At 58.1% G+C, this 24,943-nt stretch carries 22 protein-coding genes; 13 read left to right on the top strand and 9 right to left on the bottom strand.

Annotated features, from left to right (window positions below):
- The first annotated feature begins 55 nt into the window (after positions 1-55).
- From ACQY1J_RS12000 to ACQY1J_RS11990, 3 genes are read left to right on the top strand one after another with little or no spacing between them, the layout of a single operon-like run.
- On the top strand, positions 56-2,077 hold the full coding sequence (locus ACQY1J_RS12000) for a glycosyltransferase (protein ID WP_430251934.1): 2,022 nt from the start codon (positions 56-58) through the stop codon (positions 2,075-2,077).
- Positions 2,074-3,768 (top strand): exopolysaccharide biosynthesis protein, encoded by a 1,695-nt coding sequence (locus tag ACQY1J_RS11995; RefSeq protein ID WP_430251600.1) that lies wholly within the window; start codon positions 2,074-2,076, stop codon positions 3,766-3,768. Before ACQY1J_RS12000 ends, ACQY1J_RS11995 begins: the two co-directional genes overlap by 4 nt.
- 4 nt (positions 3,769-3,772) lie before the next feature.
- Entirely contained in the window at positions 3,773-4,795 is a 1,023-nt protein-coding gene (locus ACQY1J_RS11990; protein ID WP_430251598.1) for a glycosyltransferase family 2 protein, read from the top strand.
- 3 nt (positions 4,796-4,798) lie between these two features.
- Here the strand turns inward: ACQY1J_RS11990 and ACQY1J_RS11985 are convergent, their stop codons facing one another.
- Positions 4,799-6,235: a lipopolysaccharide biosynthesis protein gene (locus ACQY1J_RS11985; RefSeq protein WP_430251596.1), complete on the bottom strand. Its 1,437-nt coding sequence runs from the start codon at positions 6,233-6,235 to the stop codon at positions 4,799-4,801.
- A gap of 51 nt (positions 6,236-6,286) precedes the next feature.
- On the bottom strand, positions 6,287-7,993 hold the full coding sequence (locus ACQY1J_RS11980) for a hydrolase (protein ID WP_430251594.1): 1,707 nt from the start codon (positions 7,991-7,993) through the stop codon (positions 6,287-6,289).
- A gap of 533 nt (positions 7,994-8,526) precedes the next feature.
- Here ACQY1J_RS11980 and ACQY1J_RS11975 point away from each other — a divergent pair.
- The 5 genes from ACQY1J_RS11975 to ACQY1J_RS11955 all read left to right on the top strand — a co-directional run bounded on the left by ACQY1J_RS11975 (position 8,527) and on the right by ACQY1J_RS11955 (position 13,949).
- Positions 8,527-9,885, top strand: a complete 1,359-nt coding sequence (locus tag ACQY1J_RS11975) for an NAD(P)-binding protein (RefSeq protein ID WP_430251592.1) — start codon at positions 8,527-8,529, stop codon at positions 9,883-9,885.
- A gap of 34 nt (positions 9,886-9,919) precedes the next feature.
- Positions 9,920-11,008 carry a glycosyltransferase family 4 protein gene (locus tag ACQY1J_RS11970; RefSeq protein WP_430243406.1) on the top strand — a complete coding sequence of 363 codons (1,089 nt, stop codon included), beginning with the start codon at positions 9,920-9,922 and terminating at the stop codon, positions 11,006-11,008.
- Positions 11,009-11,302: 294 nt separating this feature from the next.
- The gene (locus ACQY1J_RS11965) at positions 11,303-11,596 is read left to right on the top strand and encodes a hypothetical protein (protein WP_430251590.1); all 294 of its coding nucleotides are present in this window, start codon (positions 11,303-11,305) and stop codon (positions 11,594-11,596) included.
- 614 nt (positions 11,597-12,210) lie between these two features.
- Complete coding sequence (locus ACQY1J_RS11960; protein ID WP_430251589.1) at positions 12,211-13,392, top strand: acyltransferase family protein; 1,182 nt, start codon at positions 12,211-12,213, stop codon at positions 13,390-13,392.
- Between the two features lie 311 nt (positions 13,393-13,703).
- Positions 13,704-13,949 carry a DUF982 domain-containing protein gene (locus tag ACQY1J_RS11955; RefSeq protein ID WP_062458038.1) on the top strand — a complete coding sequence of 82 codons (246 nt, stop codon included), beginning with the start codon at positions 13,704-13,706 and terminating at the stop codon, positions 13,947-13,949.
- Between the two features lie 31 nt (positions 13,950-13,980).
- On the opposite strand, the gene ACQY1J_RS11950 is transcribed toward ACQY1J_RS11955, so the two are convergent.
- A complete protein-coding gene (locus ACQY1J_RS11950; protein ID WP_062580782.1) occupies positions 13,981-15,276 on the bottom strand; it encodes an HlyD family type I secretion periplasmic adaptor subunit in 1,296 nt (431 codons plus the stop codon).
- Between the two features lie 8 nt (positions 15,277-15,284).
- Positions 15,285-17,012: a type I secretion system permease/ATPase gene (locus ACQY1J_RS11945; RefSeq protein WP_244508774.1), complete on the bottom strand. Its 1,728-nt coding sequence runs from the start codon at positions 17,010-17,012 to the stop codon at positions 15,285-15,287.
- Positions 17,013-17,297: 285 nt separating this feature from the next.
- Between ACQY1J_RS11945 and ACQY1J_RS11940 the strand changes: the two genes are divergently transcribed.
- Both ACQY1J_RS11940 and ACQY1J_RS11935 read left to right on the top strand, forming a co-directional pair.
- Complete coding sequence (locus ACQY1J_RS11940) at positions 17,298-17,423, top strand: hypothetical protein (protein WP_256413796.1); 126 nt, start codon at positions 17,298-17,300, stop codon at positions 17,421-17,423.
- 77 nt (positions 17,424-17,500) lie between these two features.
- Positions 17,501-17,680: a hypothetical protein gene (locus ACQY1J_RS11935; protein ID WP_174196627.1), complete on the top strand. Its 180-nt coding sequence runs from the start codon at positions 17,501-17,503 to the stop codon at positions 17,678-17,680.
- Positions 17,681-17,747: 67 nt separating this feature from the next.
- On the opposite strand, the gene ACQY1J_RS11930 is transcribed toward ACQY1J_RS11935, so the two are convergent.
- The gene (locus ACQY1J_RS11930; protein WP_430251587.1) at positions 17,748-18,008 is read right to left on the bottom strand and encodes a DUF2171 domain-containing protein; all 261 of its coding nucleotides are present in this window, start codon (positions 18,006-18,008) and stop codon (positions 17,748-17,750) included.
- Between the two features lie 203 nt (positions 18,009-18,211).
- Here ACQY1J_RS11930 and ACQY1J_RS11925 point away from each other — a divergent pair, with 203 nt between their 5' ends.
- The 3 genes from ACQY1J_RS11925 to ACQY1J_RS11915 are packed head-to-tail and all read left to right on the top strand — an operon-like array spanning position 18,212 to position 21,421.
- Positions 18,212-19,498, top strand: coding sequence for an efflux RND transporter periplasmic adaptor subunit (locus ACQY1J_RS11925; RefSeq protein WP_430251585.1), 1,287 nt, complete (start codon positions 18,212-18,214; stop codon positions 19,496-19,498).
- A complete protein-coding gene (locus tag ACQY1J_RS11920) occupies positions 19,498-20,235 on the top strand; it encodes an ABC transporter ATP-binding protein (protein WP_430251583.1) in 738 nt (245 codons plus the stop codon). Before ACQY1J_RS11925 ends, ACQY1J_RS11920 begins: the two co-directional genes overlap by 1 nt.
- Complete coding sequence (locus ACQY1J_RS11915; protein WP_430251581.1) at positions 20,216-21,421, top strand: ABC transporter permease; 1,206 nt, start codon at positions 20,216-20,218, stop codon at positions 21,419-21,421. The genes ACQY1J_RS11920 and ACQY1J_RS11915 overlap by 20 nt, the downstream gene beginning before the upstream one ends.
- 58 nt (positions 21,422-21,479) lie before the next feature.
- On the opposite strand, the gene sufA is transcribed toward ACQY1J_RS11915, so the two are convergent.
- The 4 genes from sufA to sufD form a co-directional block, all read right to left on the bottom strand.
- Positions 21,480-21,872, bottom strand: a complete 393-nt coding sequence (gene sufA / locus ACQY1J_RS11910) for a Fe-S cluster assembly scaffold SufA (RefSeq protein WP_113110544.1) — start codon at positions 21,870-21,872, stop codon at positions 21,480-21,482.
- 104 nt (positions 21,873-21,976) lie between these two features.
- Positions 21,977-22,351 carry an SUF system Fe-S cluster assembly protein gene (locus tag ACQY1J_RS11905; RefSeq protein ID WP_062456735.1) on the bottom strand — a complete coding sequence of 125 codons (375 nt, stop codon included), beginning with the start codon at positions 22,349-22,351 and terminating at the stop codon, positions 21,977-21,979.
- 16 nt (positions 22,352-22,367) lie between these two features.
- A complete protein-coding gene (locus tag ACQY1J_RS11900) occupies positions 22,368-23,612 on the bottom strand; it encodes a cysteine desulfurase (RefSeq protein WP_430251579.1) in 1,245 nt (414 codons plus the stop codon).
- A 34-nt stretch (positions 23,613-23,646) separates the two neighbouring features.
- Entirely contained in the window at positions 23,647-24,924 is a 1,278-nt protein-coding gene (sufD, locus tag ACQY1J_RS11895) for a Fe-S cluster assembly protein SufD (protein WP_430251932.1), read from the bottom strand.
- Positions 24,925-24,943 lie beyond the last annotated feature (19 nt).

Here is a 24,943-nt window from a genome sequence, read left to right as displayed (position 1 = left end):
TACGAGCGGCGTTCGTTCGCTGACACACAGTCCTCGAAACCAGCAAGGAGCTGCAATGCAGCAGTCCTCGTTTGCCATCAACGGCCGATTTCTGACCCATAATGCGACCGGCGTACAGCGTTACGCGATGAACGTCGTCCGCGCGATTGATGCTCAGGTTCCAGCAAACAAAACCATTCGGCTTGTCGCTCCGAATGACGCGCACGATCCAGAGCTGGAACGGATCAAGACGTCGCGCTTCGGGCCTCTCAGCGGCCACCTGTGGGAACAGACAACGCTGCCTGCCCGATATAGAGGCCCGCTTTTGAACCTCTGCAATACGGGGCCTGCGTTGAAAGCCGACCAGGTTGTGTGCATTCACGACGCGAACATATTCTCGGCTCCTGACAGCTACAGCCGGAGCTTTCGTGAGCTCTACAGGCGGCTTCAGCCGGTGCTCGTTCAGCGGTCCACCCGTATCGTGACCGTATCTCACGCAGCAGCTCGTCAGCTCGCGCGCCATCTCCCGATTGAAGCCAAAGACATCGCCATTCTTTCCAACGGGCATGAACACGCCCTTGCGTGGAACTCGGCCCTGGCAAATACCGCACCTCTCCTCGTTGAGTCTCGAATAGCCAGTCGCGGGCGCGTGTTCATTGTGGCGATCGGTTCGCAGGCGCGTCACAAGAACCTGATACTACTGATCGAGATGGCCGAGGCTCTTGATCGGCTTGGGATCGACATTGTCGTCGTCGGCGGGGACGCCGGAATATTTGCACTCAGCGACCAGCAAAGCCGTCGTAACGTTCACTGGCCTGGCCGGTTGGCGGATGACGATCTGGCGTACCTTCTCGAACACGCGCTCTGCCTTGCGTTTCCATCTTTGGCAGAAGGCTTCGGGCTGCCGATCGTAGAGGCGATGGCGCGAGGGTGCCCGGTGATCTCCTCGGACTGCGCAAGCATGCCCGAAGTATGCGGCGATGCGGCTCTACTCGCATCACCCCGGGTCGCTCGTCAGTGGCTCGATCACATCAAGACCCTGCAGGGCTCGCAGCAACTGCGCGCGGATCTGATCGGTCGCGGACGTGATCAGATCCATAAGTTCACATGGCGAGAAACCGCAAGCCAGTATCTCGCGCTGATGGAGCACGCGCCAGCGCCCTGCCGAAAGTCGACGGTTCCGACCACGCCCACGCGGACCAGCGTTGTCATAGCGACGCGAGGCAGGCCAAGCGTCGTGGAGCAGACAGTCAAGCATCTCTTGGATAACCAAAGCCAGAAGCCGTTGGAACTGATCGTCTCCTGCGTCGAAAAATCGGACGCGGGCAGTCTCGTCGACGACCACCGTGTGAAAGTCCTGACCGGATCGGCTGGGCTGGCGGCGCAACGGAATACCGCGTTGGCCGCTCTGTCCGATGAAGCCGAGCTAGTCGTATTCTTCGACGACGACTTTGTCGCCCATCGAGACTGGATCACAAGTGCGGGACAGGCATTCAGGGACGAGAGCCAGGTTGTCGGGTTTACCGGGCGCGTCGTTGCTGACGGTATCCGCGGCCCGGGGATAACGTTCGACGAGGCGGTGACCGCTGTCGCTAACGCACCCCGAGGCGTCGGTTCATGGCAGGAACCATTCAGCCCGTATGGCTGCAACATGGCCTTCCGCATCAGTGCGATCGGTCCGCTGCGGTTCGACGAACGGCTTGTGCTCTACGGGTGGCTCGAGGACCGAGACTTTGCGGCGGCACTATCGAAAGCCGGCGGCCGCCTGGTGAAGTCCGACGATGCAATCGGTGCCCACATGGGCGTGAAGAGCGGTCGCGTCGGTGGACGGCGGCTCGGCTATTCGCAGGTCGTCAATCCGCTCTACATGCTGAGCAAGGGAACGATGAAACCCAGAGAGGTCATCACCCATGTTGCATGCAACATGGCGATCAATCTCTTACGCGCAGCGCGGCCAGAACCCTTTATCGACAGGCGTGGACGCGCTGTCGGCAATCTCGTCGCGATTATGGACATCGTCCGCGGACGCCTGCAGCCGGAACGCGCAGCGTTTCTATTCGTGAATAAACCGGTTCTTCAGTCAGGGGTGAACGCATGACCTTCAACATTCCTGGTCCGCCTCCCCGTTCTTCTCGGTTGTGGCGTATAGAGGACGAACCGGTCCAGCTCCCCCAAGATCCGGATGGACCGCTTGCACTCCTGCGGCTGTCGAGCGATATCGCATGGGAACACAAACTCAGAATTGCCACGACCTTCGCCGCGGGCGTTCTCGTTGCGGGACTGTACGCGCACTCATTGCCGCGTATCTACGACGCTACGGCCACCATCCTCCTGGAACCGGGGCCGCTTTCCCTGTCTGGTCCGGACGCGGTTGCGAGGCGCGATCTTGACTTGAACCGGGCAGATAGCGAACTGCAGATCATTCGTTCTGAACGTTTGTTGTCAACGATCTTCAATAGCCTCAATCTCCAGTCTGTTCCCGAGCTTGCCCCGCAGCCACCCGGGCAACTGTCTTCCATCGTCAACTTCGCAACCTCCGTGCTCGGATCTTTCTCAGGGTCGGAAACCGTGGCAGATCCCGGCAAAATGGATCGGGCCGCCCCCGATGCGATCGAACGTGGAGAATCTGCCGAAAAACGCGCTGCGTTTTCAGGATTTACCCACCGGCTCGACGCGCGAAGGGTAGGATCCTCCTACGTGATCGAAATTGAATATCGGTCGTCGGATCCTGCTCTGCCCGCCCGCGTCGCCAATGCTGCTGTATCCGGCTATCTGCTGCAATCGGTTTCATCGAAATACCAGATGGCAAAGGTCAGCCCTGAGGCACTTCAGGGACGTATCGATTCTCTCGCCATGCAGGTGGAGACCGCGAGCAAGGCCATGCAGAATGGCACCCTTCCGAATGGTCCGACCCCGGACGCGGACGCCCGTATCATCGGCGCCGCCTTGCCGCCCCTAGCGCCCTCCAGCCCAAGGACGACCTTGATCACCGCTCTCGGCGGCCTTCTGGGTCTCGTCGGCGGTCTGTTGACGATCGGTTTTGGCATCGCCTTCGATCGGAAGGTGCGAAGCGCGAAAACGTTGATCGCCGAAACACAGGTGCCATGCCTCGCGACGGTTCCAGCCCCCAGCGGACTGAAGGACATACCCTGGCGCAGTCTCAACCGTAAATCGTTCAGATATGCCAACGCCATTCGTGATCTTCGCACGGCAATCGACATAGCGTGTGCAGCACGGCGCCGCGAAGGAAACATGGTGATCGCCCTTGCCGGCACGCGGCCAGGCCGTGGGGTTTCCGAGCTGGGACTGAGTCTAGCGCAGATGATCCAACGGGGAGGACGTCATGTGACACTTTTCCATTCGGGGAACTCCGCCTTGGATCACCGAACCACGCCAAAGGTTGAGGACAAAAGCACAGCTCCATTGTCGCTTGCGGACGCGGCTGCGCGAAACATACAAACACAGAAAGTCGAGTTTCGGAACCTGGACGGCCTGGATACGATGCGCATCCCTTCTGACGACAGGCGGGCCAACCTTTTCGCCGACTTCCGTTCCCCGGCCGTCGTCCGCATCATCGAAGACGCGCGCATGAAGGGCGATGTCGTTCTCGATCTGCCAAACCTGCACGGCTCTCTGGATGCGCTTGCGCTCGCCTACCACGCCGACGTTACGCTCGTGGTTGCCACAGCCGGTCGATCCCGGGTCGACGAGGTGAAAGACGCAGTCCAGAACATGCGGCGGGCAGGCGTGATGACGGTTGCGACCGTGTTGAACCTGGCAAAGGCCTGACGAGATGCAGGTATCCACACCCTCGATCTCGCCCTCAATTTCTATCGTGATAACCTGTTACAACTACCAGGAGTATGTCGGGCGCGCGATCGACAGCGTCCTGCGGCAGACGCGCCAGGACTACGAACTGGTCGTCATCGACGACGGATCGACGGATGGCTCGTGGGAGGCGATACAGAAATACCGGGTTCGCGCTCACAGGCTGGCGAACGGCGGCCAGAGGAAAGCTTGCATTTTCGGTGTTGAGCAGACAACCGCCCCGTTCATACTTTTCCTGGATGCCGACGACGAGCTACTTCCTCACTGCGTCGAAATAGTCCTGGCTCATCTCGACGACAACGTCTCGAAACTGCAATTTCCGCTCCTGCGAATTGATGGTGCTGGCAATGTCATTAGCAAGGCAATGCCGCCGCTTAAAAGCTTCCGCAGCAACACCCTTGGTCGAAGCATTCTCAGGACCGGCGTCTACCAGACACCACCGACCTCGGGGAATGTGTTTCGGCGGAACTTGTGTTCTTTTCTCAGCTCGGCCGACTACGACCGCGCCGTTGACGGCATAATGCTGTTCGCGGCTCCTTTCTTCGGCGAGGTCGTTAGCCTTTCCGAGGAGCTTGGTTTGTACCGGGTTCACGGCCGCAACTTCACGAACTTCAACAGGGGTCTTGATGCCAAGGCGCTGCAGTTCGACATCACACGTTTCGAAGCCAGGTTGGCGCAGTTGCAGCAAATCCTGAAGCCTCTCGGACTCGACAAGAAGCTTATCGACGCGACGAAAACGTTCTATGTCCTGGAGCGGAGCGTCTATCTGGACATCGCGAACGGCAGCCGCGTCTCGATCAAGCGACTGCTGAAGCTGATCGTCATGCTGTTGAGGGGCCAGCAGCCCTGGCGCACCAAACTCTCGATGTCGGTGTTCTTCATCATTGCCGCGACACTGCCGAACAAGCCAGCCCGCCGCTGCGTAGAATATCGCCTGAAGGCCTCCCAGAGATCTCTGTCCGGTCTGTTTCAGGCCGCCATGAATTGATAGTCAGAGATTCAAGAACTCGGGACGACCGCTGGCAAGCGTAAGCCTCAGTCCGAGTACGAACAGCATCCCGACGTAAGTCGCCGCACCGGCGACAGCCACGAGCCCGAGTTCCAGGACGCTGGTCATCTGCCACTGGTCAATTTCACGTCTGAGGATCAGCACGATCACGGTCATGACGGAAGCAGCAACCAGCACCTTCCAAAGATTGGCAAGCTGCTGCCGGACATGCAAACCAAGCATCTTGCGGAGCGTCAAAACGTAAATCCCGAACATCGTAAACGACAAGGCCACCCTCGCCAGCGCCGCACCGTCGGCCGCCAGGAAATGATAGCCAACGGTTATGAAGGCAATCCTGAACGCGAGATCGATAGTATTGAGGCGCAGGATGATATGGGGCCGGTCGACCGCGAGGCATACCGAATACAGTGTCTGGAAATAGGGTATCGGAACCATCGCGAGTGCAAGAAGGCTAAGGAACGTCGCGGCTTCATTCCATTGGGCGCCCAACATGACGCTTGTCGTGAGGTCCGCTGTCAACGAGATACCCACTGCCACCGGTACTGAGATCATCATGGCGAAACGAGATGCTTTCAGGAAAGCCCTCTGCAACCGAAGCCGGTCGCTCGCGATCCGCGAGAATGCTGCCATCACCGGCTGGAGAGCAGGACCGACGATCGTCTGCGTCGGCAGAACCGACAGGTCGTTGGCGACGGAATAGCGTCCGAGAACCGCGCTACTGGCCCAGGCCCCGAGCATGAAGCGATCAAGCTGCCAGTTCAGTGCTGACACGAGTTGCGCAGAGCTGAACCATCCGATGAACGAAGCAAATTCCCTGAACCGCTCCAGTGTCAGCGACGGCCGATAGGGCGCGAACAGATAGGATATCAAAGTGCCGGCGACCGCCGAAGCGACGAAGTTAGCGGCGATTGCCCAATAGGAACCTCCCATCAGCACCACGGTCGTCGCCGCTGTGAATGCGCAGACCTTCCCCAGCGTCTCGAGTATGAATGTCGGCAGATAGTTGATGTCCCGTGCGAAGTAGATCATTGCGGGCGACGCAAACCCTTTTGCCGCCGGCCCAATCACAAGCACGCTCGCCAGCGCGATAAGATTTTCGTTGTGATTGTAGGCCGCATACGGCCAGGCAACCAGCATCACCACCACCGCGATGAACACGCTCCGCATCAGGGCCAACGTGAAGCCGGTGTCGAGATGCGTCTTGTCGATCGTCGGTAACCTGATCAAAGCCTGGGTGACCGGAACTTCAAGGACAGTGTCAACGACCATGACCAGGGCCATCGCAAGAGCCGCGATCCCGAACTCTGAAGGACTGAGCATGCGAGCAAGGATGAGAAGCGTGAAGAAATCGATGAAGCGTCCTATGAAGCGGGAAAACACGAGCCAGCTCGCGCCTTTTAACGTCGTGGTCGCCAGCATGCGCTACCTCACTCGTACTGAAAATCGCTCGGTATCATCATCGCTGGTCGTCTATCTCAAAAAGCGCTCATTGAGCCCGCGCATAATGTGGGTCATCTCCAGAGCACCGAGCAAAGCCGGCCTCAACCTCGGGAAGTCGCGGGCGATCGCCCCTTCCCTCCACATTTGAGACTTGATGCGCGCGATTTTCTCCCCGACGCTGCTGGTCGTTGCACCGGCAACGACATCCTTCGTTTCGGGACGTCCAAAATCGATCGAGCGAGGCCCGACACCCAACACGCCCATATCCGCCGGGCTCGGATTTGTGATCGATCTGCGGAGCCTGAACCATGCCCGATCGACATCGGAAAAAATGGAGGTGCCGTCCGCGAGCCGGTCGATATAGTCAATCGCGCCGGCAAGGAGCGGGTTGCCGGCGGTCGGATCAATCGCACCGTAGCGGATGTCACCACCATTGCCTGCGACGCGGCCATCAAAGCCGACATGAAGCTGGCGCACCGAAGCGGTCCTGGGTTCGAAGAGGCTCTCCACCAACTGCCAGTACCGCAGAACCGAGCTTCGCGGCTGCAGCAGGTTGTAGCTGTCTTGCTCGACGACGAGACCGGCAACTCTTGAAAAATGCTGAACGCTCAATTTCTTGTAGTTGCTGCGGGCAAATTGGATCGTCTCAAATCGCTGGTCGGGAAAACCAGCGGCAAGAAGACGTTGCGTGCTTCCGTATAGGCCGGTGTCGCACAAAATCATCCGTGAGCCGAGCGCGCTGATATCGGATAGGTGCTGCTTGAACAAGTCGTTCTGAAAGGAGATATCACCCACCACTCGCTTTCCCGGTTCGGTATCAAGCAGCTCAAAGAAACGCTCTCGCGCGAAGTCGCCGCGCCACGTGTCGGGTAGATCATGTTCCCTAGACGCGAGCGCACGCGCCACATCAGCGAACGTGTCCCCGCTGAACTCGCGGCTCAGCTCATCCAGCACTGCATTGTCTCGTGTGATAACGGCTGAACGCGCGGCGACCAGCCGCGAAACAAGCAAGTTCTCCCTTTTTGTGGAACAGGGGAGCGAAAGACGGTCGATCAGTCTCTCATAGGCGTGGCGGATCCCTATACCGCCTCTGGCGCAGAAAAGAACTGTTGCGTCTGACGAAGCACTCGCCTGCTCGCAGTACAGCCAGATCCTCAAGCAAAACTCGGCCACGATCGGGCCGAAGACATCGTGACCGAAAACGAAGGCATCGTTTACGGCACCGGGAGGAACGGAATTGGTCGCCAGCCTTTTTTTCGTCCACCGACTTACCTCGGTCACGGCACCGTCCGCCTTCGCCACCAAGCGAGCCCGAGAGCTTTTCGGTATATGGACCGCATTCCACCCCATTTGCTCAGGCACACGTTTGTCAGCTTCGAAATCGTCGCCGATATGGATCGACCGATTTGCGGCTACACCCTCCCTCTTGAGCACTTCAGCGAATAGCGCACCGTGGCGTTTCGTCAATTTCTCGTCGGCACTGGAATAGATACAATCGAGCAGGCCAGGCCCATGGAAATGGTCGATGAGCGACTGGACCTGCACGCCCGAAAGGCCTGTATCGCTCACTGCGACGACACGAATTCCCATGCTGCGATATCGGCGCAGACGCATCGCCAGGACGCCGTTGGCGAAAAGAACTTTTCTCTCGATTTCCAGCTCGATGGCCATCCGTTCATCGACGAGATCCAGCGGTAGCCCCAATATGGAAAGCTGCCGCTGTACGATGTCGGTCAAGCGGACCTCCCCGCCACCCTCGCCCGTGTTCAGGGCGCGGTAAGCACATCGTTCAGCCGCCATTCTCGCATCGACCAGAACGGAAGCATCTACGGGGCGACCACGCAGCCTAAGCCTGCTCGCGAAAATGGCTTCACCCGCCGCCGTTCGGGACCGTTGAGATTTTCCCTTTCTGAGCAGAAGCGTGTCGAACACGTCGGTAGATATCAGATCTATGCCAACGAGCGAGCTGTCGAAGTCCAGATTTCTCTGTAACAATGCGCACTCCTAAAGAAAATTCGACTAACCACAAATATTATCAAACAAATCCAGGGAAATGTAACCATCATTCACATTGCGGGATTTTAGTCTTTAAATATAGAAATGTCAAATATATCAAGAATTGAAACTTTATTATTGCATATACATAAAATAGAAGTTACATTAAGTAAATATTTTATCTGTAGGCTTTCGTTTCGACGAAAATCCTAGAAAATCAGAAGTTCTTTACCGAGAATTCCGATTAGGCCAAACTCCAGTCACATGGTCGCTCGATGGTTGATGCAGCCCTCTTCTCACCGCCACTGCCTGTCGAATGGGAAGCGTACGATGCGGTGATCCTCGGCGCCGGAATTTCCGGACTGGTTTCTGCATCCGTGCTTCTCAAGCAGTCTCCCGGCATCAAACTGCTTGTTATCGACGAATACGACCATCTCGGTGGAAACCATATCGACTGGTCTGCGAACGGCTACACGTTCGACGTCGGCAGCCTGATTTTTCAGGACGACTCACCCCTGCTTGCCCATTTTCCTGAGTTGCTCGACCTCTATGTGCCTATCAAACCCACATGGGGGCGACTGAACCCTCAAGGAATGATAACTGCCTACCCGATCTCCGTCCGAGACGACCTGCTCCGCGCCGGACCAATCGGCCTGCTGAGGATCTTGACCTCGCTCGTCAACGCAAGACTGAGACAGCGGGAGATGAAAAATGCCAAGGATTTTGCCGCCTACTGGTTGGGCGAATATCTTCTGCAGCGCTCGGGTCTCCTGTCCTACATGAAGCGGTTCTACGGAGTGCCTGCGGAAGACATTGATCTGGACCTGGCGCGGAAGCGCATGCTCTGGATTAGCGAGCACGCATCGCTGCGAAATCAGGTCAGGCGGTTGTTCAGGCGACGAGTAAAGCCTGGCCGGCGCAACAGACAGATGGCGCGCCCCCGAGCCGGGTTCGCCACGCTCTACGAGGTGGCCGCCAGGCAACTGGAACAGCGTGGTGCTACCTTCGCTCTGTCGACCCAGATTTACTCCCTGTACAAAACATCGACAGGTTTCTGCGCAACCCTGAGAGACAAGGCGATCATGGCGCCGCGGGTTATTTCCACGATTCCTATTCCGAAGCTTGAGGAAATTTGCGCGATGTCCAACGCGCAGCAACTTGGAACTATCACTTTAATCAGCCTCTATTTCAGTTTCTCGGGCAAGCGAGGCTTCGATGACTCGATCATCTACAATTTTTCGCACGACGGTGCGTGGAAGCGCCTGACCGTTTACTCGGACTTCTACGGCACGGCCAATGGCAGAGAATATTTCGCCGTGGAGGTCATCGCAAACCATGTCGCCGACTCGGTCACACTTGCAGAGGCGGATTTTCGCGAGCACGTCCGCGTCAACGGACTATTCTCAGGCGATCTCGTGCTGGAGGGCAGCCACGTTCTCGATAACGCTTACCCGATCTACAGCAAAGGCGCGGCAGACGCCGCATTCTCGAGAGTTGCAAGGCTGGCCGAATTCGGCGTCGAATCCCATGGCCGACAGGGCGCGTTCAATTACCAGCCAACAGCCAGGGTTTCGACGCTAGACGCCGAAACGTCTGTTCTTGCCCATAGGCAGACAACGAGCGGCAAAGAGTGATTTGAAATTTCGGCGCCTTGAAACGGAGACTGGCATGCGCATCCTCCACGTCATCAACCATACTCAAAAACTGAACGGCAATGTCCATGCCGCTATTGACCTGGCTTGTGCCCAGCGGAAGCTGGGGCACGAAGTCTCCATCGCGAGCGGTGGCGGGGATTTCGACGATCTGCTTTCCAGCATGGGCATTGAAACGGTCACCGTCAACCACCGGAGACGACCTGTGTCGATCATGAGGGCTGTCGCCGATCTAAACCGGTATGTCGGCACATTCCGGCCGGACGTCGTCCATGCCCATATGATGACCAGTGCCGTTCTGGCCGTTGGAATCTGCCGGGCAAGGCGCGTTCCTATTATCACCACGGTTCACAACGCGTTCGAGAAAAGCGCCGTCGTGATGAAGCTGGGAGACAGGGTGATCGCGGTCAGTGAGGCCGTCGCGGTTTCCATGAATAAGCGGGGAGTACCCGCGAGCAAGTTGTGTGTCGTGTTGAACGGAACCATCGGCTCTCCCCGGTTGGATACACGTGACCGCGCGTCGGTTACACTTGCCGGACCCAGCATTCTGTTTGTCGGCGGCCTGCATCCGCGAAAGGGATTGCCTGATTTGCTGGAAGCCTTTCGCTCGGTGAGGCTGAAGTACAAAGACGCCCGCCTATACGTCGTTGGCGGAGGGCCGTACGAGGAAGCCTACAAAGCGATTGTCAGGGATACGGCCCAGGAAGATGCTGTTACCTTCATCGGACCCGTTCGTGATGCGTTTCCATACATGATGGGTGCGGACATATTTGTACTGCCATCCCATGCAGATCCCGCTCCGCTCGTACTGCCCGAAGCACGAGAAGCACGCTGCGCTGTGGTCGGCACAGATGTGGATGGCATCCCACAGCTGCTGGAATACGGTGCCGCCGGAATCATCGTTCCTCCAAAGAACCCCGAAGCATTGGCAGCCGTACTCGATGACCTCGTGAAATCACCCAGCCTGGTGCAAGAGTGGCAGACCAGAAGTCAGTTCCGCATAGAAAACATGACAATCGATCGCGTTGCGACGGAGACTATGGAAGTCTATTCATCTGCACTGTCGGTACGATCCCGTCGTCCCACAGTGGCCGTGCCCGCCTGACACTTCGCTGGCTTATGCAGCTACCGATCAGAATAATGTTACGATCGGAAATCAATATCCGCGGAGCTTACACTATACATAAAGGTTCACTAGAACAACTTATCGTATATTGAAATATATACTAATATATAAATCTAGAATTATCAATATTAGGAAATCATAAAATTTTATCAATTGAGAGGAAGCAGATCTGATTTTGATACATCTGCATCACTGTATTTTATTGTATTTAACCTCATTGACTAAATTCTAATCGTGTAGTTTCCTATGGTATCTAACGTAGGGATGACTAAAATGGAACAGCGATATAAGATACCGTTGGCGCCTTCATCTGCGCTTGGAGCACAACGTCTCGAGAAATGCCGCAAAGCACTCGCGCCCGCTTTCGACGAACTGATAAAGCGATCCGGCGATGCCGGGTGGCAGGACTGCGAAGTTGCCTTGGCTATCGCAGACATTTCTGACCGTCATATCGAAGATCTGGCAAAATCGCTCGATTTCCGCCGTGTGACGCAGAAGGCGAAAAAAATTAACGCAGTTTCCGGACCCAGTTCGCTGGAGCGAGACCGCCAATGCGCTGAACCCTAAAACTTTGACGACAGCGTAACCCGAAAAAATCCGTTTCGCTCGATTGTCTCCGTATAAAACGACCTCCCGTCACACCTCGATCTTACGAGTATTCACCCTCCCGAATACTGAGGAAGAGATGTGACGAGGGTCCTCTGCCAAGCCCGCGGATCCATGTCTTGAGCGTGCTGCTGGCATGCGGCTCGGCATGATGGAATAACGCCGTCACTCGGGTCGAGCTAGCGCTTCCTCAAGACCAAGTACACCATGCCCAAGAAGTAACCTACCTGAATGAGAGCGTGGCATGCGATCGCAAAGCCGACTGCAGTGATCCATCGCCCAGTATAGCTGTAGGTAATAACTCCGAAGGTGAGCGAAGCCACCATAGCATGCAGCAACGCTGCGGGAGCCATCATAAATTTCGCCACTACTCGACGCATAAATAACTCCCCAAGCTCCAAAAGACCCGTAATATTAAACCACAAACCTAGGGGTAGTCATAATATATAAAATTTAAATCGTAAACTGTGCACTATAAAATAAAGATGACTATAGTTGCTATTTGTTATTTCTGAACATACTCTGATATATACTGTAAGGATTGGGCGAGAGATTGAGCAGGCAATAGCGTTGTCATGTCGGGGTCAGAGATGCCACAGCCTCGTTTCAGAAGCCTCGATGGGTTGAGAGGCTTCGCTTGCTTGTCGGTGACGCTGTTTCATTTTTTCAGCGCCTTTCAACCCAGATTGATATCGGAGCAGAGCGTTGCGCCTTACTGGATATCCGACACTCCTCTCGGTATCTTTTACAACGGCGGCTTTGCCGTAGCGGTGTTCTTTGTGCTCTCCGGGTTCGTCGTTGCGTCCGCTTCGGCGTCACGGAAAAGAAAGCTGAGTATCACCGTCGCGCGGCGTTACTTTCGACTAGCGTTGCCGAGTGCGGCCAGTGCCGTCATTGCCTGGTCCTTGTTGACGCTTACGGCAGGCACGCTACCAGACGTCCAGGCGGCTCTCACCCACCCTTGGATGACGTTCGTTTTAGCCCATGACAGACTCCCGAACCTCTTCAACGCCGCGCTAGAGGGCGGACTGTATGTCTTCGTCGAAGGTTCATCACTGCTCAACAACGTTCTGTGGACGATGAAGATCGAACTGCTCGGATCGGTTGCGATCATAGCGATCTCTGCTTTCGTTTCCGGTAAAGCGAGAATTACGCTGCTCATTCTGCTCGCGGTAGCGGCCTGCGCCTTGGGTCGGCCCGAGTATTCAGCTTTCATGGCTGGCGCTCTCCTGCGTGAGTGTCACGCAGCCGGACGGCTCACCGGATCGGGCTCTCTTGCAATCTTCCTATTCGCTATTGTCGTCGGAAGCTGGACAAAGGGGTTCGGAGATCGGATTGGGCTCAGCTTGCCCATGACATTCGCTTTGGGCGAGCCGCACAAATTCTGGCATACGCTCGCAGCTGTCGGGATGGTTTATTGCGCCATCGCCAGCGTCCCGATAAGCCGCTTTCTTTCAATCCGCCCGCTTATGTTTCTCGGGAGGATCTCGTTTGGCCTCTACCTGGTTCACGTTCCTCTCCTATACAGCCTCGGGGCGATTGGTTATCTCCAGTTCGGTCACGAAGGCCCCCTGGAATTGATGACGCTTGCAGTCTTGGCAATCTCAGTCTCGATCATTGCAGGTTACCTATTCACTGTAATCGTCGATGAACCCACAATTTCCGGACTGGCTAAACTCGATCGCCTCCTGCACGGGCTTGGTCCCGATGGACGCCACACACGAGGTCGAACCGGCAATCTGAAAACTCCCGGTTAAGCTTCCTTGACGTGAATATGACTGCCGCGGATGGTTGGCAGCGGCACGGAAAGTAGAGCGTCTGTCTCCTAAGGATGAACCAAATCAATTATTTAACAGACATCCTTCCCGGATTGACGGGGGTGGCGTCGTCGACTAAGTTCAGGAAAATGGTAAGGCGACCGACCTTTAATCAGTAGGTCGAGGGTTCGAACACCCTGCACTCTCACCATTTATCCAGATATTTTGGTGAAACTTGACGCTGGCGAAGATGGACGTTTGATGTTCCCCGGTCTTCCACCCGCATCCAATAATGTGAAATTCCCCCGATGATGAACAACCCTTGGTCAAAACCTGTCGTCGTCCTGATTGGCGAGCCGCCTGTCGAAACGACAGTCGAAACGACCCAGGCTGCGGCCTGGGCGATGATCGAGGACTGGCCTGTCGAAGACGGTCCGCTGATCGACCGTGCGCTGATCGTGTGCGCCGAAGTGGATGGTGGAAAACGCAAGCCGGAAGACGCCCGTGCGGCCTTCGTCGCTGCTGCCGAGGAAGCCGGCGTTCTCGTCAGCGCCTGAGACCAATAGCTGCCTATTGGTCGCTTTCCGCTCACTCGTCACGGAACGTGTGGTTGATCTGATCCATCATCGGCTTGGTCAGATAGGAGATGACCGACCGGTCGGCGACCTTGATAAACACCTCCGCGGGCATTCCTGGATAGAGCGACAGGCCCTGTAACCGCGCGATATCGCCTGCATCAGGCGCAATCCGCACGATATAGGAGGCAGCGCCGCTACGCTGATCGACAACCGAATCGGGCGAGATCGACGAAATCTTGCCCTGGACTTCAGGCGTAGTCTTCTGGTCGAAAGCGCTGAAGCGGATGTCGACACTTTGTCCCACGCTCAATTGGTCGATGCTGCGCAAAGCGACCTTCGCCTCGACCGTCAGGCTGCGCGTCTCCGGCGACAGCAGCATCAGCGCCTCGCCCGGATTGGCAACGCCGCCCACCGTGTGCAGCGCCAGCTGATAAATGTAACCGTCAAGCGGTGCGCGAACGTCGAGACGGTCGAGCTGGTCCTGTATGGCGATACGGCGTTCTTCTGATTCGGCGATCTTTGCCTCGACATCGGTCAGGTCACGCGCGTTTTCCGTCTGCCTGTCTTCGTCGAGCTGCAGGATCTGCAGGTTGATCTCGTTGATGCGGCCATGCGCCTGCGCCCGCGTCGCGATCATCCGTCCGCGATTGCCGTCAAGCTCGGCGCGCTGGCGCTTCAGCGTGTTGACACGCTGCATCGTCACGAGCTGCTTTTCGTAGAGCGAGCTGATAGCCGTGTGTTCCTCATCGATCAGCACGATCGAATCGTCGATCGACTTGATCTGCAGCGTGGCGCCCTCAATTTCTTCGGCCAACTGGCTCTTCCGCTCGGCGAGCTGCTTCTTCATACCCTCGAGCGAGGCGCGACGGCTGAGGAAGAACTGCTGTTCGCCTTCGATCAGGATGCGGTTCGTCTGGGAATTGATACCCGCGGCCTCGGCTTCCTTGACCGTGAAGTTCTCCTCACCGCGGCGTTCCGCCTGCAACCGCGCGCGCCGCGCGTAAAGCTGTGCCAGCGTGCTGTTGGTAATGCCGAGATTGGATTTGAGCGACGTGCCATCCAGCCGCAGCAGGACGTCCCCCGCTTTGACATGCGCGCCTTCCTTGACGAGCAGCTCGGAGACAATACCGCCGGTCAGGTGCTGCACCTTCTTGGCATTGTCCTCGATCACGACACTGCCTTCGGCCACCACCGCATTCGACAATGTCGTGCTGAGTGCCCAGCCGCCGATGCCGCCGACAAGCAACACGCTCAACGTCGATACGAGCAGGATATGGCGCTTCAGCGAACGCTCGGCTGTTGTCATCTTGAGACCTATTGCCTTATCTGTTCCGGGCTTTCCCCGACGACCTTGAGCGGCGAACTTCTCTCGTTCGGCTGGTTCTCGCGCCGAAGCACCTTCGAGAGCACCTCGTCCTTGGGACCAAAGGCCGCAAGACCACCGTCCTTCATCATCAGCACGAAATCCACCGCCGCGAGCGCACTCGGGCGGTGCGCAACCACGATCACGATGCCCCCGCGTTTGCGGATGCCGATGATCGCGTCCGTCAGCGCGACCTCGCCTTCCGAATCGAGATTGGAATTGGGCTCGTCCAGAACAACCAGAAACGGCTTGCCGAACAACGCACGCGCAAGCCCGATGCGTTGGCGTTGACCGGCCGAAAGCATGGAACCGCTCAAGCCAATATCGGTATCATAGCCGTTCGGCAGGCGCAGGATGAGGTCGTGGACGCCTGCAGCCTTTGCCGCCTCAATGACATCGGCCGCATCAGGGTTTTCACGAAACCGCGCAATGTTGTCCGAAACGCTGCCCGCAAAAAGTTCGATCTCCTGCGGAAGATATCCGAGATGGCGACCACGGTCCTCGTCGCTCCACTGGTCGAGCGCTGCGCCATCCAGCCTGACACTGCCGCGATAGATCGGCCAGACGGCCGTCAGAGCCCGCACGAGCGATGATTTGCCGGATGCACTCGGTCCGATCACGCCGAGAGCGCTGCCGGCCTGAAGCGTAAACGATACATTGGAAATCACCAGTTTCTGCAGCCCGGCCGGGCCGCTCGAAAGGCTCTCCACCGCCAGACTTTGCTTCGGTGCGGGCAGCGACAGAGGCATATCGGCCTCCGGCAGAGCATTGAGCATATGCCGCAACCGTTTCCAGGCCTGCTGGGCCGAAACGAAGCCGCGCCAGTTTGCAATCGCCTGCTCGACCGGGGCGAGCGCGCGGGAGGTAAGGATGGACGACGCGATGATGATGCCGCCGGATGCCTGGTTTTCGATGACGAGCACCGCGCCGACGGCAAGGACTGCCGATTGCAGCGCTATGCGAAAAATCTTGGTAACGGACAGGTATCCGTTCGAGGTATCGGAATTGGTCTGATAGCTGCTGCGATAGTTGGCGTTTGTCGCAGTCCATTGCCGTGAGAAGTCGTTTGCCATGCCCATGGCCTCAATGACTTCGGCATTGCGTTGTGCCGCCGAAAGAAAGGCGCTGCGCTGGCCGGTCAGTTCGTGCACTTTCTTGGCGGAAACCTGCGTGCTGCGGTTGGTGAGGTAGGTGAGCACCATCAGGATGAGCGCCCCACCGACTGCCATATAGCCGATGACCGGATGAAACAGAAAACAGATGGCGACATAGAACGGCAGCCACGGCAGGTCGAAAAAGGCCGGCGGCCCCGCGCTCGAGACAAACGAACGGACCTGGTCGAAATCCTTCATGATCGAAAGACCGTCGATCGACGCCTTCGTCTTGACCGGCGCCTTGAGCATCATCTTGAAAACCCGCGACCCCATCGTATCATCGATGATGCCGGCAATCCTTGTCAGCATGCGGCTGCGGGTAAGCTCGAATGCGCCTTGAAATAGATACAGCATCAATGCCAGCAAGCTGAGCGCGATCAGCGACGGGATGCTGCGGCTTGGGATGACGCGATCATAGACCTGCAGCATGAAGAATGAGCTGGTGAGATAGAGCACGTTGACCAGTCCGCTCGCGACCGCGACCGCAACGAGACCGGTTCTGCTCCGCGCAATGGCTTCGCTCATCGGATCTTTGGAGGCTTGCCGTGGGGATCCCGAAGCGGTTTCGGCCATAATGCGCAATCCTGATGCAGGGATCACACCTATTACCCGTAACGGGTTTAAAGTTCAATAAAGCCGCGCGGCAGACAGATCGCTCCGGCACAAGTGCCCCGCTCTCGTCCAAGGACGTGCCGGGCCAAACCATTTGTCAATCAACAATCCGCAAAGTTCTTAAATCGGCGGCTATCACGAATTGGTTTACGGAACCTTACTTCAGGACCGCCGTTCTGAGGGCAAAGGAGTCTCAGCATGAGAATAGTCTTCGTCGCTCTTATCGGTTCGGTCCTCAGTATTCTGGTGTTCAAGTATTCTGATCACTCGCTTGGCGATACGGAAATACTCGCGTCTCCGACCCAGTTGTCGGCTGCCAACTAGGATCATCCCAAAGAGAAAAAGGACCAGCTTACATCATCGCGATCTCAAGCGATCGCATCACGAGAGGAAGTGCAAGCATGACCATGCGTAATATTCTGCTGGTGTGTTGTTCAGCTGCTGTTGGTGCCGTCTTTGTAATTCTTGTTGGCATTCCAAGCACGCCTGTTGCGCACGAGAAATCCGCTCGCTTGAGTGGCGCCGCGACTGAAACGGCTTTTCTTCCCGAGCGCTTCGGGGTTCCCCATCCAACCCGTTAAAATTTTTGATGCGTAAACAAAAAAGGCCGGCGTCAGAAACGCCGGCCTTTTTGCATGCTGAATTGCTTTAGTGGACCGGCTTGCCGCCGTCTTCTTCTTCGAACGTTACTGCGACGTCACCATCTGCAGAGAGACGGACCTTGTCGCCTTCGACATCGGCAACGAGTTCAAGCGAAATGAAATGGTGATGGCCTCTATGGCTCCCCTCACCGCTATCCTTCTTGGTCAGCTTGATACGGTTTCCTTCAACGCGGTCGACCGTTCCGATGTGGACGCCGTCCGCACCGATCACTTCCGCATGTTCCTTGATAAGGGCGACATCGATCATCTGAGTTCTCCTTTGTGTGTTCAGCCATAACGCACAACCGAGAAGTTCGATGCAGTGCCTCCGATACATTACCGACATTTAAGTTGGCCACCGGCTGCTTTCATGCGAATGCCTCGTTCCAGAGTTGCAAAGCCGCGGTTTCGACGCGATCCCTCGCTAGACCGGAACGGCTCGCGCTATTTCCACCGCATCGAGGATAGCCATTGAACGTCCAGTCCACTCCCCCAGCCAGCCGTAAACAGGATGCGCCCGATCTCGCCGCGATCCTTGCGTCTTCGGGCAAGCGGAAAAAGCGTGGACGTTGGTTTGTCTGGCCTCTCCTCATCCTCATCGCCGCCGCAGCCCTGCTGGCTTACTCCTATTTCGGCAGCAGCGGCCCTCGATACGATTACACGACGCAGGCCGCAAAGCGCGGAGACCTTGCGGTAGTTGTCACTGCAACCGGTTCCGTCCAGCCGACCGATCAGGTGGACATATCGAGCGAGCTTTCCGGCACGGTCCGAAAAGTCAACGTGACCTATAACAGCGCGGTCAAGGCTGGCGATGTGCTGCTTGAACTGGATACCAGCAAGCAGGAAGCGGATGTGCAGAGCGCGCGCGCGCAACTTGCGTCTGCGAAGGCCAACGTCCTGAAGGCCGAGGCAGAAGCGGCTTCCGCGAAGATTTCATTCGACCGCCTGACGGCACTCGTCGCCAATCGCATTTCCAGCCAGCAGGATCTGGATGCGGCGCGCTATGCCTACGAATTGGCGGTTGCGACGAAGGACATCAATCAGGCCGCGATTCTGTCTGCCGAAGCAAGCCTGAGGCTCGCCGAGGTTAACCTCGGCAAACTGACGATCGTATCTCCGATCGACGGGATCGTGCTGACCCGCGAAGTCGATCCCGGTGCAACGGTCGCCTCGTCGCTCAATGCACCGGTCCTCTTCACAATCGCCGGCGACCTCAAGCGCATGGAACTCCAGGTCTCCGTCGACGAGGCGGATGTCGGTCAGGTCAAGGACGGCCAGCCTGCTCGCTTCTCGGTCGACGCCTATCCGGAGCGGAGCTTTCCAGCCACCATCGAGACCGTCCGGTTCGCATCCGAGACTGTGTCCAATGTAGTGACCTACAAGGCGATCCTGACCGTCGACAACGCCGATCTCCTGCTGCGGCCGGGCATGACCGCCACGTCAGACATCACCGTCCAGTCGGTCAAGGATGCGCTGCTTGTCCCGAACGCAGCGCTTCGCTACTCGCCGGCCGCCACCGCACGGCAGCGCGGCAACGTCCTCTCCCGGCTGTTCTCGCCGCCGCGCCCCGCGCGCAATCGCAATCGGGGCGAACAGGCAGCAAACAACACGCGCGCTGTCTGGGTACTTCGCAACGGTGAAGCCCAGCGCGTGCCTGTCGAAACCGGGCCGACCGATGGCCAGTTCACGGTTCTGAAATCCGGCGAAATCCGCGACGGCGACGAACTGGTGACGGACGCCGTGGCAAGGGCGCAGTGATGGACCTCGCCGTCACGCCTGCGCCCCTCATCGCATTCGACAAGGTCTCGAAATTCTACGGGCTCGGCGAAGCGACGATCCGGGCGCTGGACCAGATCGACCTTGCCATATCCGCTGGCGAATTCGTGTCGATCATGGGTCCGTCCGGATCGGGTAAATCGACGGCGATGAACATCATCGGCGGGCTCGATATCCCCTCATCCGGCGAGTTTCTGTTTCAGGGCGTGCCGACATCAGATTTCAGCCGCGAGCAGCGGACACTTCTCAGACGTCACATGCTGGGCTTCGTGTTCCAGGGGTTCAATCTTCTCGCCCGCACATCGGCCGTCGAGAATGTGGAACTGCCGCTCGTCTATCGCGGCATGGCCCATAAGGAGCGACGTGAGCGCGCAACCGCAGCACTGGCGCAGGTCGGCCTCGCCGGACGCGAAGGCCATACCACCCAGGAACTGTCAGGTGGTCAGCAGCAGCGCGTCGCGATCGCCAGAGCCATTGTCACCGATCCGGCCGTGCTTCTCGCCGACGAGCCGACCGGCAATCTCGACACCAAGACCAGCATGGAGATCATGGATCTGATCACCCGGCTCAACCGCGACAACGGCATTACCGTCATCATGGTCACCCATGAGGAAGACATCGCAGCCTACGGGTCGCGTCTCTTGCGCTTTACCGATGGTCACCTCGTCTCCGACGAACCCAATCTCGAAAGGGCAAGCCATGCTGCTGGAAGCCGCTAAGCTCGCCTGGCGGGCAATCAGCCGCAATCTGCTGCGCTCCTTCCTCACGGTCCTCGGCGTCGTGATCGGCGTCGCCGCCGTCATCGCGATGGTGACGATCGGCAATGGTACGACTGCGAAGGTCCGCGACGAACTCTCCCGCCTCGGCACCAACACGCTGTTCATCCGCCCCGGTCAGTGGGGACCGGGACGCGCGAGCACGGAAGCCAAGCGCTTCTCCGACAAGGATGTGCTGGCGATCAAGGAACAGATCTCCGGCCTGCGGGGCGTCGCCCCCATCAATCGCGGGACAGCCACGGTCATCGCCGGCGGTGCCAACCATTCGTCGAGCGCGGTCGGCACCACCAACGACTATTTCATCGTGCAGGATTGGGATATGGCCCTCGGCCGCAATTTCAATCCGAACGAGGATCGCGGCAGCCATGCTGCATGCATCATCGGCGAAACCGTCCGCAAGCAGCTGTTCGGTGCTGCCAACCCGGTCGGACAGCTCATCCGGGTCAGCAACATCGCCTGCCCGGTCGTCGGCGTTCTCGCGGTCAAAGGTCAGTCCGGCATGGGCGACGACCAGGACGATACCGTCATCATGCCGCTGAAACTGCACCAGCGCCGGATCGGCGGAACGACGACGATTTCCAGCATCGTTATCTCTGCCCAGGACGGCGTCTCGACCGCCAAGGTCCAATCGGATGTCGAAGGCCTGCTGCGTGAGCGGCGCCGCATCGCGATCGGACGCGATGACGACTTCTCCGTCAACGACATGTCGCAGATTGCGGCTGCGATGACGGGAACGACAGTTCTGCTGACAGGCCTTCTCGGTGCCGTCGCTGCCGTCAGCCTGCTGGTTGGCGGTATCGGCATCATGAACATCATGCTGGTCTCGGTCACCGAGCGAACCCGCGAAATCGGCATTCGGCTCGCTATCGGCGCACTCGAAAGCCAAGTCTTGAGGCAGTTCCTCGTGGAGGCCGTGATGCTGTCGATCTTCGGCGGCGTGACCGGCATCATCACCGGGCTTGCGCTCGCCTACGGCGTCGTGAGCTTCCTCCAGGTGCCGTTCGTTGCCAGCCCGACGATCATCCTTATGGCCTTCGCCTTTTCGGCAGCGATCGGCATGATCTTCGGTTACTTCCCGGCTCGACGGGCAGCCCAGCTCAACCCCATTGAGGCTTTGCGCCACGAATAGACAGCGCAATAAAAAAGGGCCTCGCGGCCCTTTCTCTTTAACATCTGAATTTACCGCCTCAGGCAGCCGGAGATTGCGTGTTGCGCTGCTGCGCAAGCGCCGCCAGATCGGCAGGCTTCAGTTCGACCGATTCGCCGCAACCGCAGGCCGAAGTCTGGTTCGGGTTGACGAAGGTGAAGCCGGATCGCATCTTGGTGGTCTCGAAATCCATCTGGGTGCCGAGCAGGTAAAGAACGGCCGAAGGCTCGATCCACACCTTGGCGCCGTCCCGCTCGATGAGGTCGTCCTTGGCATTCGGCACAGTCACGAGATCGATCGTGTACTCCATGCCGGCGCAACCGCCCTTCTTGATACCGACGCGCAGACCGAGCGCATCAGGACCGGAGTTCGAGGTGATCTGGTTGACGCGCTGTGCAGCAGCGTCGGTGATCGTCATGACAGCAAAGCCCATGGCATTCTTTCCTTCCACGACCGGGTTCAAGGCCCGGTGTTTCTAGACCTGGTGTTTCGAGAGGACGTCTCGTGATTCCAACTTAGTACCGGTGCCTTAACCGATCAATACCACCCGACAGCAACCTGCGCCTCTTCGGACATCCGCTCCGGCGTCCACGGCGGATCGAACGTCATCTCGACCTCGACGCCGGACACGCCTTCGACGGCGCCGACGGCATTTTCCACCCAGCCCGGCATTTCACCGGCTACCGGGCAACCGGGCGCTGTCAGCGTCATCATGATCTTCACCATCCGGTCGTCCTCGATATCGACCTTGTAGATCAATCCGAGTTCGAAGATGTCGGCCGGAATTTCCGGATCATAGACGGTTTTCAAAGCCGCGACGATGTCGTCGGAAAGCCGCGCCACCTCGTCTTCGGGAATGGCGGACTGGATGATCCCCTCGCGGGCATCCCATTTCGGTATCTGGTCGTCCATGGCCTTCAAAAGTCCTTCAGGAAAAGAAATCGCGGGCGTAGTCGAGTGCATCTGCCAACGCATCCACTTCGGCCCGGGTATTGTACATGCCGAAGGATGCACGGCATGTGGAGGTAACGCCGAAGCGTTTCAAGAGCGGCATGGCGCAATGGGTTCCGGCTCTCACAGCCACACCGCGCCGGTCGATCACCATAGAGATGTCGTGCGCATGAATGCCGGCAAGCTCGAACGAGAAGATGGCGCCCTTGCCCGGCGCGTTGCCGATGATCCGCAGCGAATTGATCGCGCTCAGCCGCTGGGTCGCATAGGCGGTCAGATCCGCCTCGTGCTTTGCAATCGCATCGCGACCAACCTTGTTCATATAGTCGAGCGCATGACCGAGACCGATCGCCTGAACGATCGGCGGTGTCCCGGCCTCAAACCGGTGCGGCGGATCGTTGTAGGTGACAAAATCTTCGGCCACGTCGATGATCATTTCGCCACCGCCCATGAACGGCCGCATCTCTTTCAGACGGTCCGCCTTGCCGTAGAGAACGCCGATACCCGAGGGACCGTAGAGCTTGTGGCCGGTCATCACGAACCAGTCGCAGTCGATATCGCGAACATCGATCGGCATGTGGACGGCGCTCTGGCTGCCGTCGACGAGAACGGGAATGCCGCGCTCGTGGGCGATGCGGCAGACGTCCTTGACCGGAACGACTGTCCCGAGCGCATTCGACATATGTGTGATGGCGACCAGCTTGGTCTTGTCCGTCAGCGCCTTTTCGAAATCCTCAAGATGAAAGGCACCGTCGTCATCGACCGGGATCCAGACGATCTTCGCACCCTGGCGTTCGCGAATGAAGTGCCATGGCACGATGTTGGAATGGTGCTCCATGATGGTGATGACGATCTCGTCGCCCTCACCGATATGCGGCATTCCATAACCATAGGCGACGGTGTTGATCGCCGCCGTCGAATTGCTGGTGAAGATGATTTCGTCCACAGAACCGGCGTTCAGAAAACGGCGCACCTTCTCGCGCGCCGCCTCATAGGCATCCGTTGCCGCATTGGACAGGTAGTGAAGGCCGCGATGCACATTGGCATACTCGTTCGAGTAGGAATGTGCGATCGCATCGATCACGGCCTGCGGCTTCTGGGCAGAAGCCCCGTTGTCCAGATAGACCAGCGGCTTGTTGCCATGCACCATGGTCGAAAGGATCGGGAAATCCTTTCGGATCGCTTCGACGTCGTAAGCTGTCGCAGGTGTGATCTGGTCCATGTCATGCCTCATTTGCGGACGCGCGCCTTTAAAATCAGGCGTGCTTTTCGAGCCAGTCGGAGATGACGCCTTCCAGCGCCTCGACGAGCTTTTCTTCTTCCAGTTCCTCGACGATCTCCGCCACGAAGGCGTTGACCAGCATGGCACGGGCCCTGTTTTCCGGAACGCCGCGCGCCATCAGGTAGAAGAGATGGTTGCGGTCGATATCGGAAACCGTGGCGCCATGGCCGCAGATCACGTCGTCGGCAAAGATTTCCAGCTCCGGCTTCACCGAGAAATCGGCGTCGTCGGACATCAGAAGCGTGTTGCACGCCATCTTCGCATCGGTCTTCTGCGCGTCCGGGGCAACCTTGATCATGCCCTGAAACACACCGCTCGCCTTGTCGAACAGGACGTTGCGGATGATTTCCGTGGAGCTCGTATGCGGAACGTTATGGCCGAGAACCATGGTCACGTCCGTATGGGTATCGCCACCGAGCAGGTTGACGGCACGCAGCGTGAACTCCGACCCCTCGCCCTGAACCTCGACGCGAAGCTCCTGGCGCACCAGCTTGCCTCCGGCGTTGACGATGAACAATCGCAGCTTGGTATCGGTACCCAGCGATATGCGGATCTGACCGAGATGGGTGTCGTCAGCCCCTTGAGTCTGGAGGATGATCCAGGTGATCTCAGCGCCGTCCTGCAGCGTCAGGTCGCTGATCGACGATACGAGTGCCGCATCCTCAGTCACCGCGCAGTGACGCTCGATGATCGTTGCCTTCGAACGCGCTCCGAACACCGCCGGAAACCGCGTGTGGACCTGACCGGCACCGTGAACCGCCTGAAGTTCGATGGGTTGCTCGACCGCAACGTCAGCCGGTACGGAAAGCGCAAAGCCGTCACGCACGAAGCTGCCATTGATGCGGCCGATCGCGTCGTCCTTGTCGAAAGCCGCAAGGCCAGCCACAGCCGAACCATCGGCGAGCTGGTCCTTGAAGACCGAAAGCTCGACGCCATCGATCGTCGCGCGGCTGTCCGCGATGCCCTGAACGATCGACAGGACCTTAGCCCCTTCGACCAGCGGCGCGACCGGTTGAACCGAAACGCCGCCGACGACACGCTCAGGCACAGCGCGCAGCAGGTTCTTCAGATCCGTGTAGTGCCAGGACTCGATGCGTCGCGTCGGCAGGCCGGACCGCTTCAGATCGTCGAGGAGACGATCGCGGGTTCCCGTGACGGCACCGTTGCCCGGCAATTCCCCGACCTGGGCCGCAAAAGCCTCAACGAGCGCCGTTTCGGCGGCCGTCAGCCGGACGGGCTGATTCATTTGCATGTTCATGCCAAATTCCTTC

The organism is Neorhizobium sp. DAR64860/K0K1, from assembly GCF_050500205.1.
GTDB lineage: Bacteria > Pseudomonadota > Alphaproteobacteria > Rhizobiales > Rhizobiaceae > Neorhizobium > Neorhizobium soli.
Note: the sequence above shows the minus strand (reverse complement) of the source record. Positions and strands in the feature narration are given on the sequence as shown.

What these genes read in the sequence shown, in the direction of transcription:
- ACQY1J_RS12000 (WP_430251934.1), top strand. Translation starts at nt 56, where the DNA reads ATGCAGCAGTCCTCGTTTGCCATCAACGGCCGATTTCTGACCCATAAT.
- ACQY1J_RS11995 (WP_430251600.1), top strand. Translation starts at nt 2,074, where the DNA reads ATGACCTTCAACATTCCTGGTCCGCCTCCCCGTTCTTCTCGGTTGTGG.
- ACQY1J_RS11990 (WP_430251598.1), top strand. Translation starts at nt 3,773, where the DNA reads ATGCAGGTATCCACACCCTCGATCTCGCCCTCAATTTCTATCGTGATA.
- ACQY1J_RS11985 (WP_430251596.1), bottom strand. Translation starts at nt 6,235, where the DNA reads ATGCTGGCGACCACGACGTTAAAAGGCGCGAGCTGGCTCGTGTTTTCC.
- ACQY1J_RS11975 (WP_430251592.1), top strand. Translation starts at nt 8,527, where the DNA reads ATGGTTGATGCAGCCCTCTTCTCACCGCCACTGCCTGTCGAATGGGAA.
- ACQY1J_RS11970 (WP_430243406.1), top strand. Translation starts at nt 9,920, where the DNA reads ATGCGCATCCTCCACGTCATCAACCATACTCAAAAACTGAACGGCAAT.
- ACQY1J_RS11965 (WP_430251590.1), top strand. Translation starts at nt 11,303, where the DNA reads ATGGAACAGCGATATAAGATACCGTTGGCGCCTTCATCTGCGCTTGGA.
- ACQY1J_RS11960 (WP_430251589.1), top strand. Translation starts at nt 12,211, where the DNA reads ATGTCGGGGTCAGAGATGCCACAGCCTCGTTTCAGAAGCCTCGATGGG.
- ACQY1J_RS11955 (WP_062458038.1), top strand. Translation starts at nt 13,704, where the DNA reads ATGAACAACCCTTGGTCAAAACCTGTCGTCGTCCTGATTGGCGAGCCG.
- ACQY1J_RS11950 (WP_062580782.1), bottom strand. Translation starts at nt 15,276, where the DNA reads ATGACAACAGCCGAGCGTTCGCTGAAGCGCCATATCCTGCTCGTATCG.
- ACQY1J_RS11945 (WP_244508774.1), bottom strand. Translation starts at nt 17,012, where the DNA reads ATGAGCGAAGCCATTGCGCGGAGCAGAACCGGTCTCGTTGCGGTCGCG.
- ACQY1J_RS11940 (WP_256413796.1), top strand. Translation starts at nt 17,298, where the DNA reads ATGAGAATAGTCTTCGTCGCTCTTATCGGTTCGGTCCTCAGTATTCTG.
- ACQY1J_RS11935 (WP_174196627.1), top strand. Translation starts at nt 17,501, where the DNA reads ATGACCATGCGTAATATTCTGCTGGTGTGTTGTTCAGCTGCTGTTGGT.
- ACQY1J_RS11930 (WP_430251587.1), bottom strand. Translation starts at nt 18,008, where the DNA reads ATGATCGATGTCGCCCTTATCAAGGAACATGCGGAAGTGATCGGTGCG.
- ACQY1J_RS11920 (WP_430251583.1), top strand. Translation starts at nt 19,498, where the DNA reads ATGGACCTCGCCGTCACGCCTGCGCCCCTCATCGCATTCGACAAGGTC.
- ACQY1J_RS11915 (WP_430251581.1), top strand. Translation starts at nt 20,216, where the DNA reads ATGCTGCTGGAAGCCGCTAAGCTCGCCTGGCGGGCAATCAGCCGCAAT.
- sufA (WP_113110544.1), bottom strand. Translation starts at nt 21,872, where the DNA reads ATGGGCTTTGCTGTCATGACGATCACCGACGCTGCTGCACAGCGCGTC.
- ACQY1J_RS11905 (WP_062456735.1), bottom strand. Translation starts at nt 22,351, where the DNA reads ATGGACGACCAGATACCGAAATGGGATGCCCGCGAGGGGATCATCCAG.
- ACQY1J_RS11900 (WP_430251579.1), bottom strand. Translation starts at nt 23,612, where the DNA reads ATGGACCAGATCACACCTGCGACAGCTTACGACGTCGAAGCGATCCGA.
- sufD (WP_430251932.1), bottom strand. Translation starts at nt 24,924, where the DNA reads ATGCAAATGAATCAGCCCGTCCGGCTGACGGCCGCCGAAACGGCGCTC.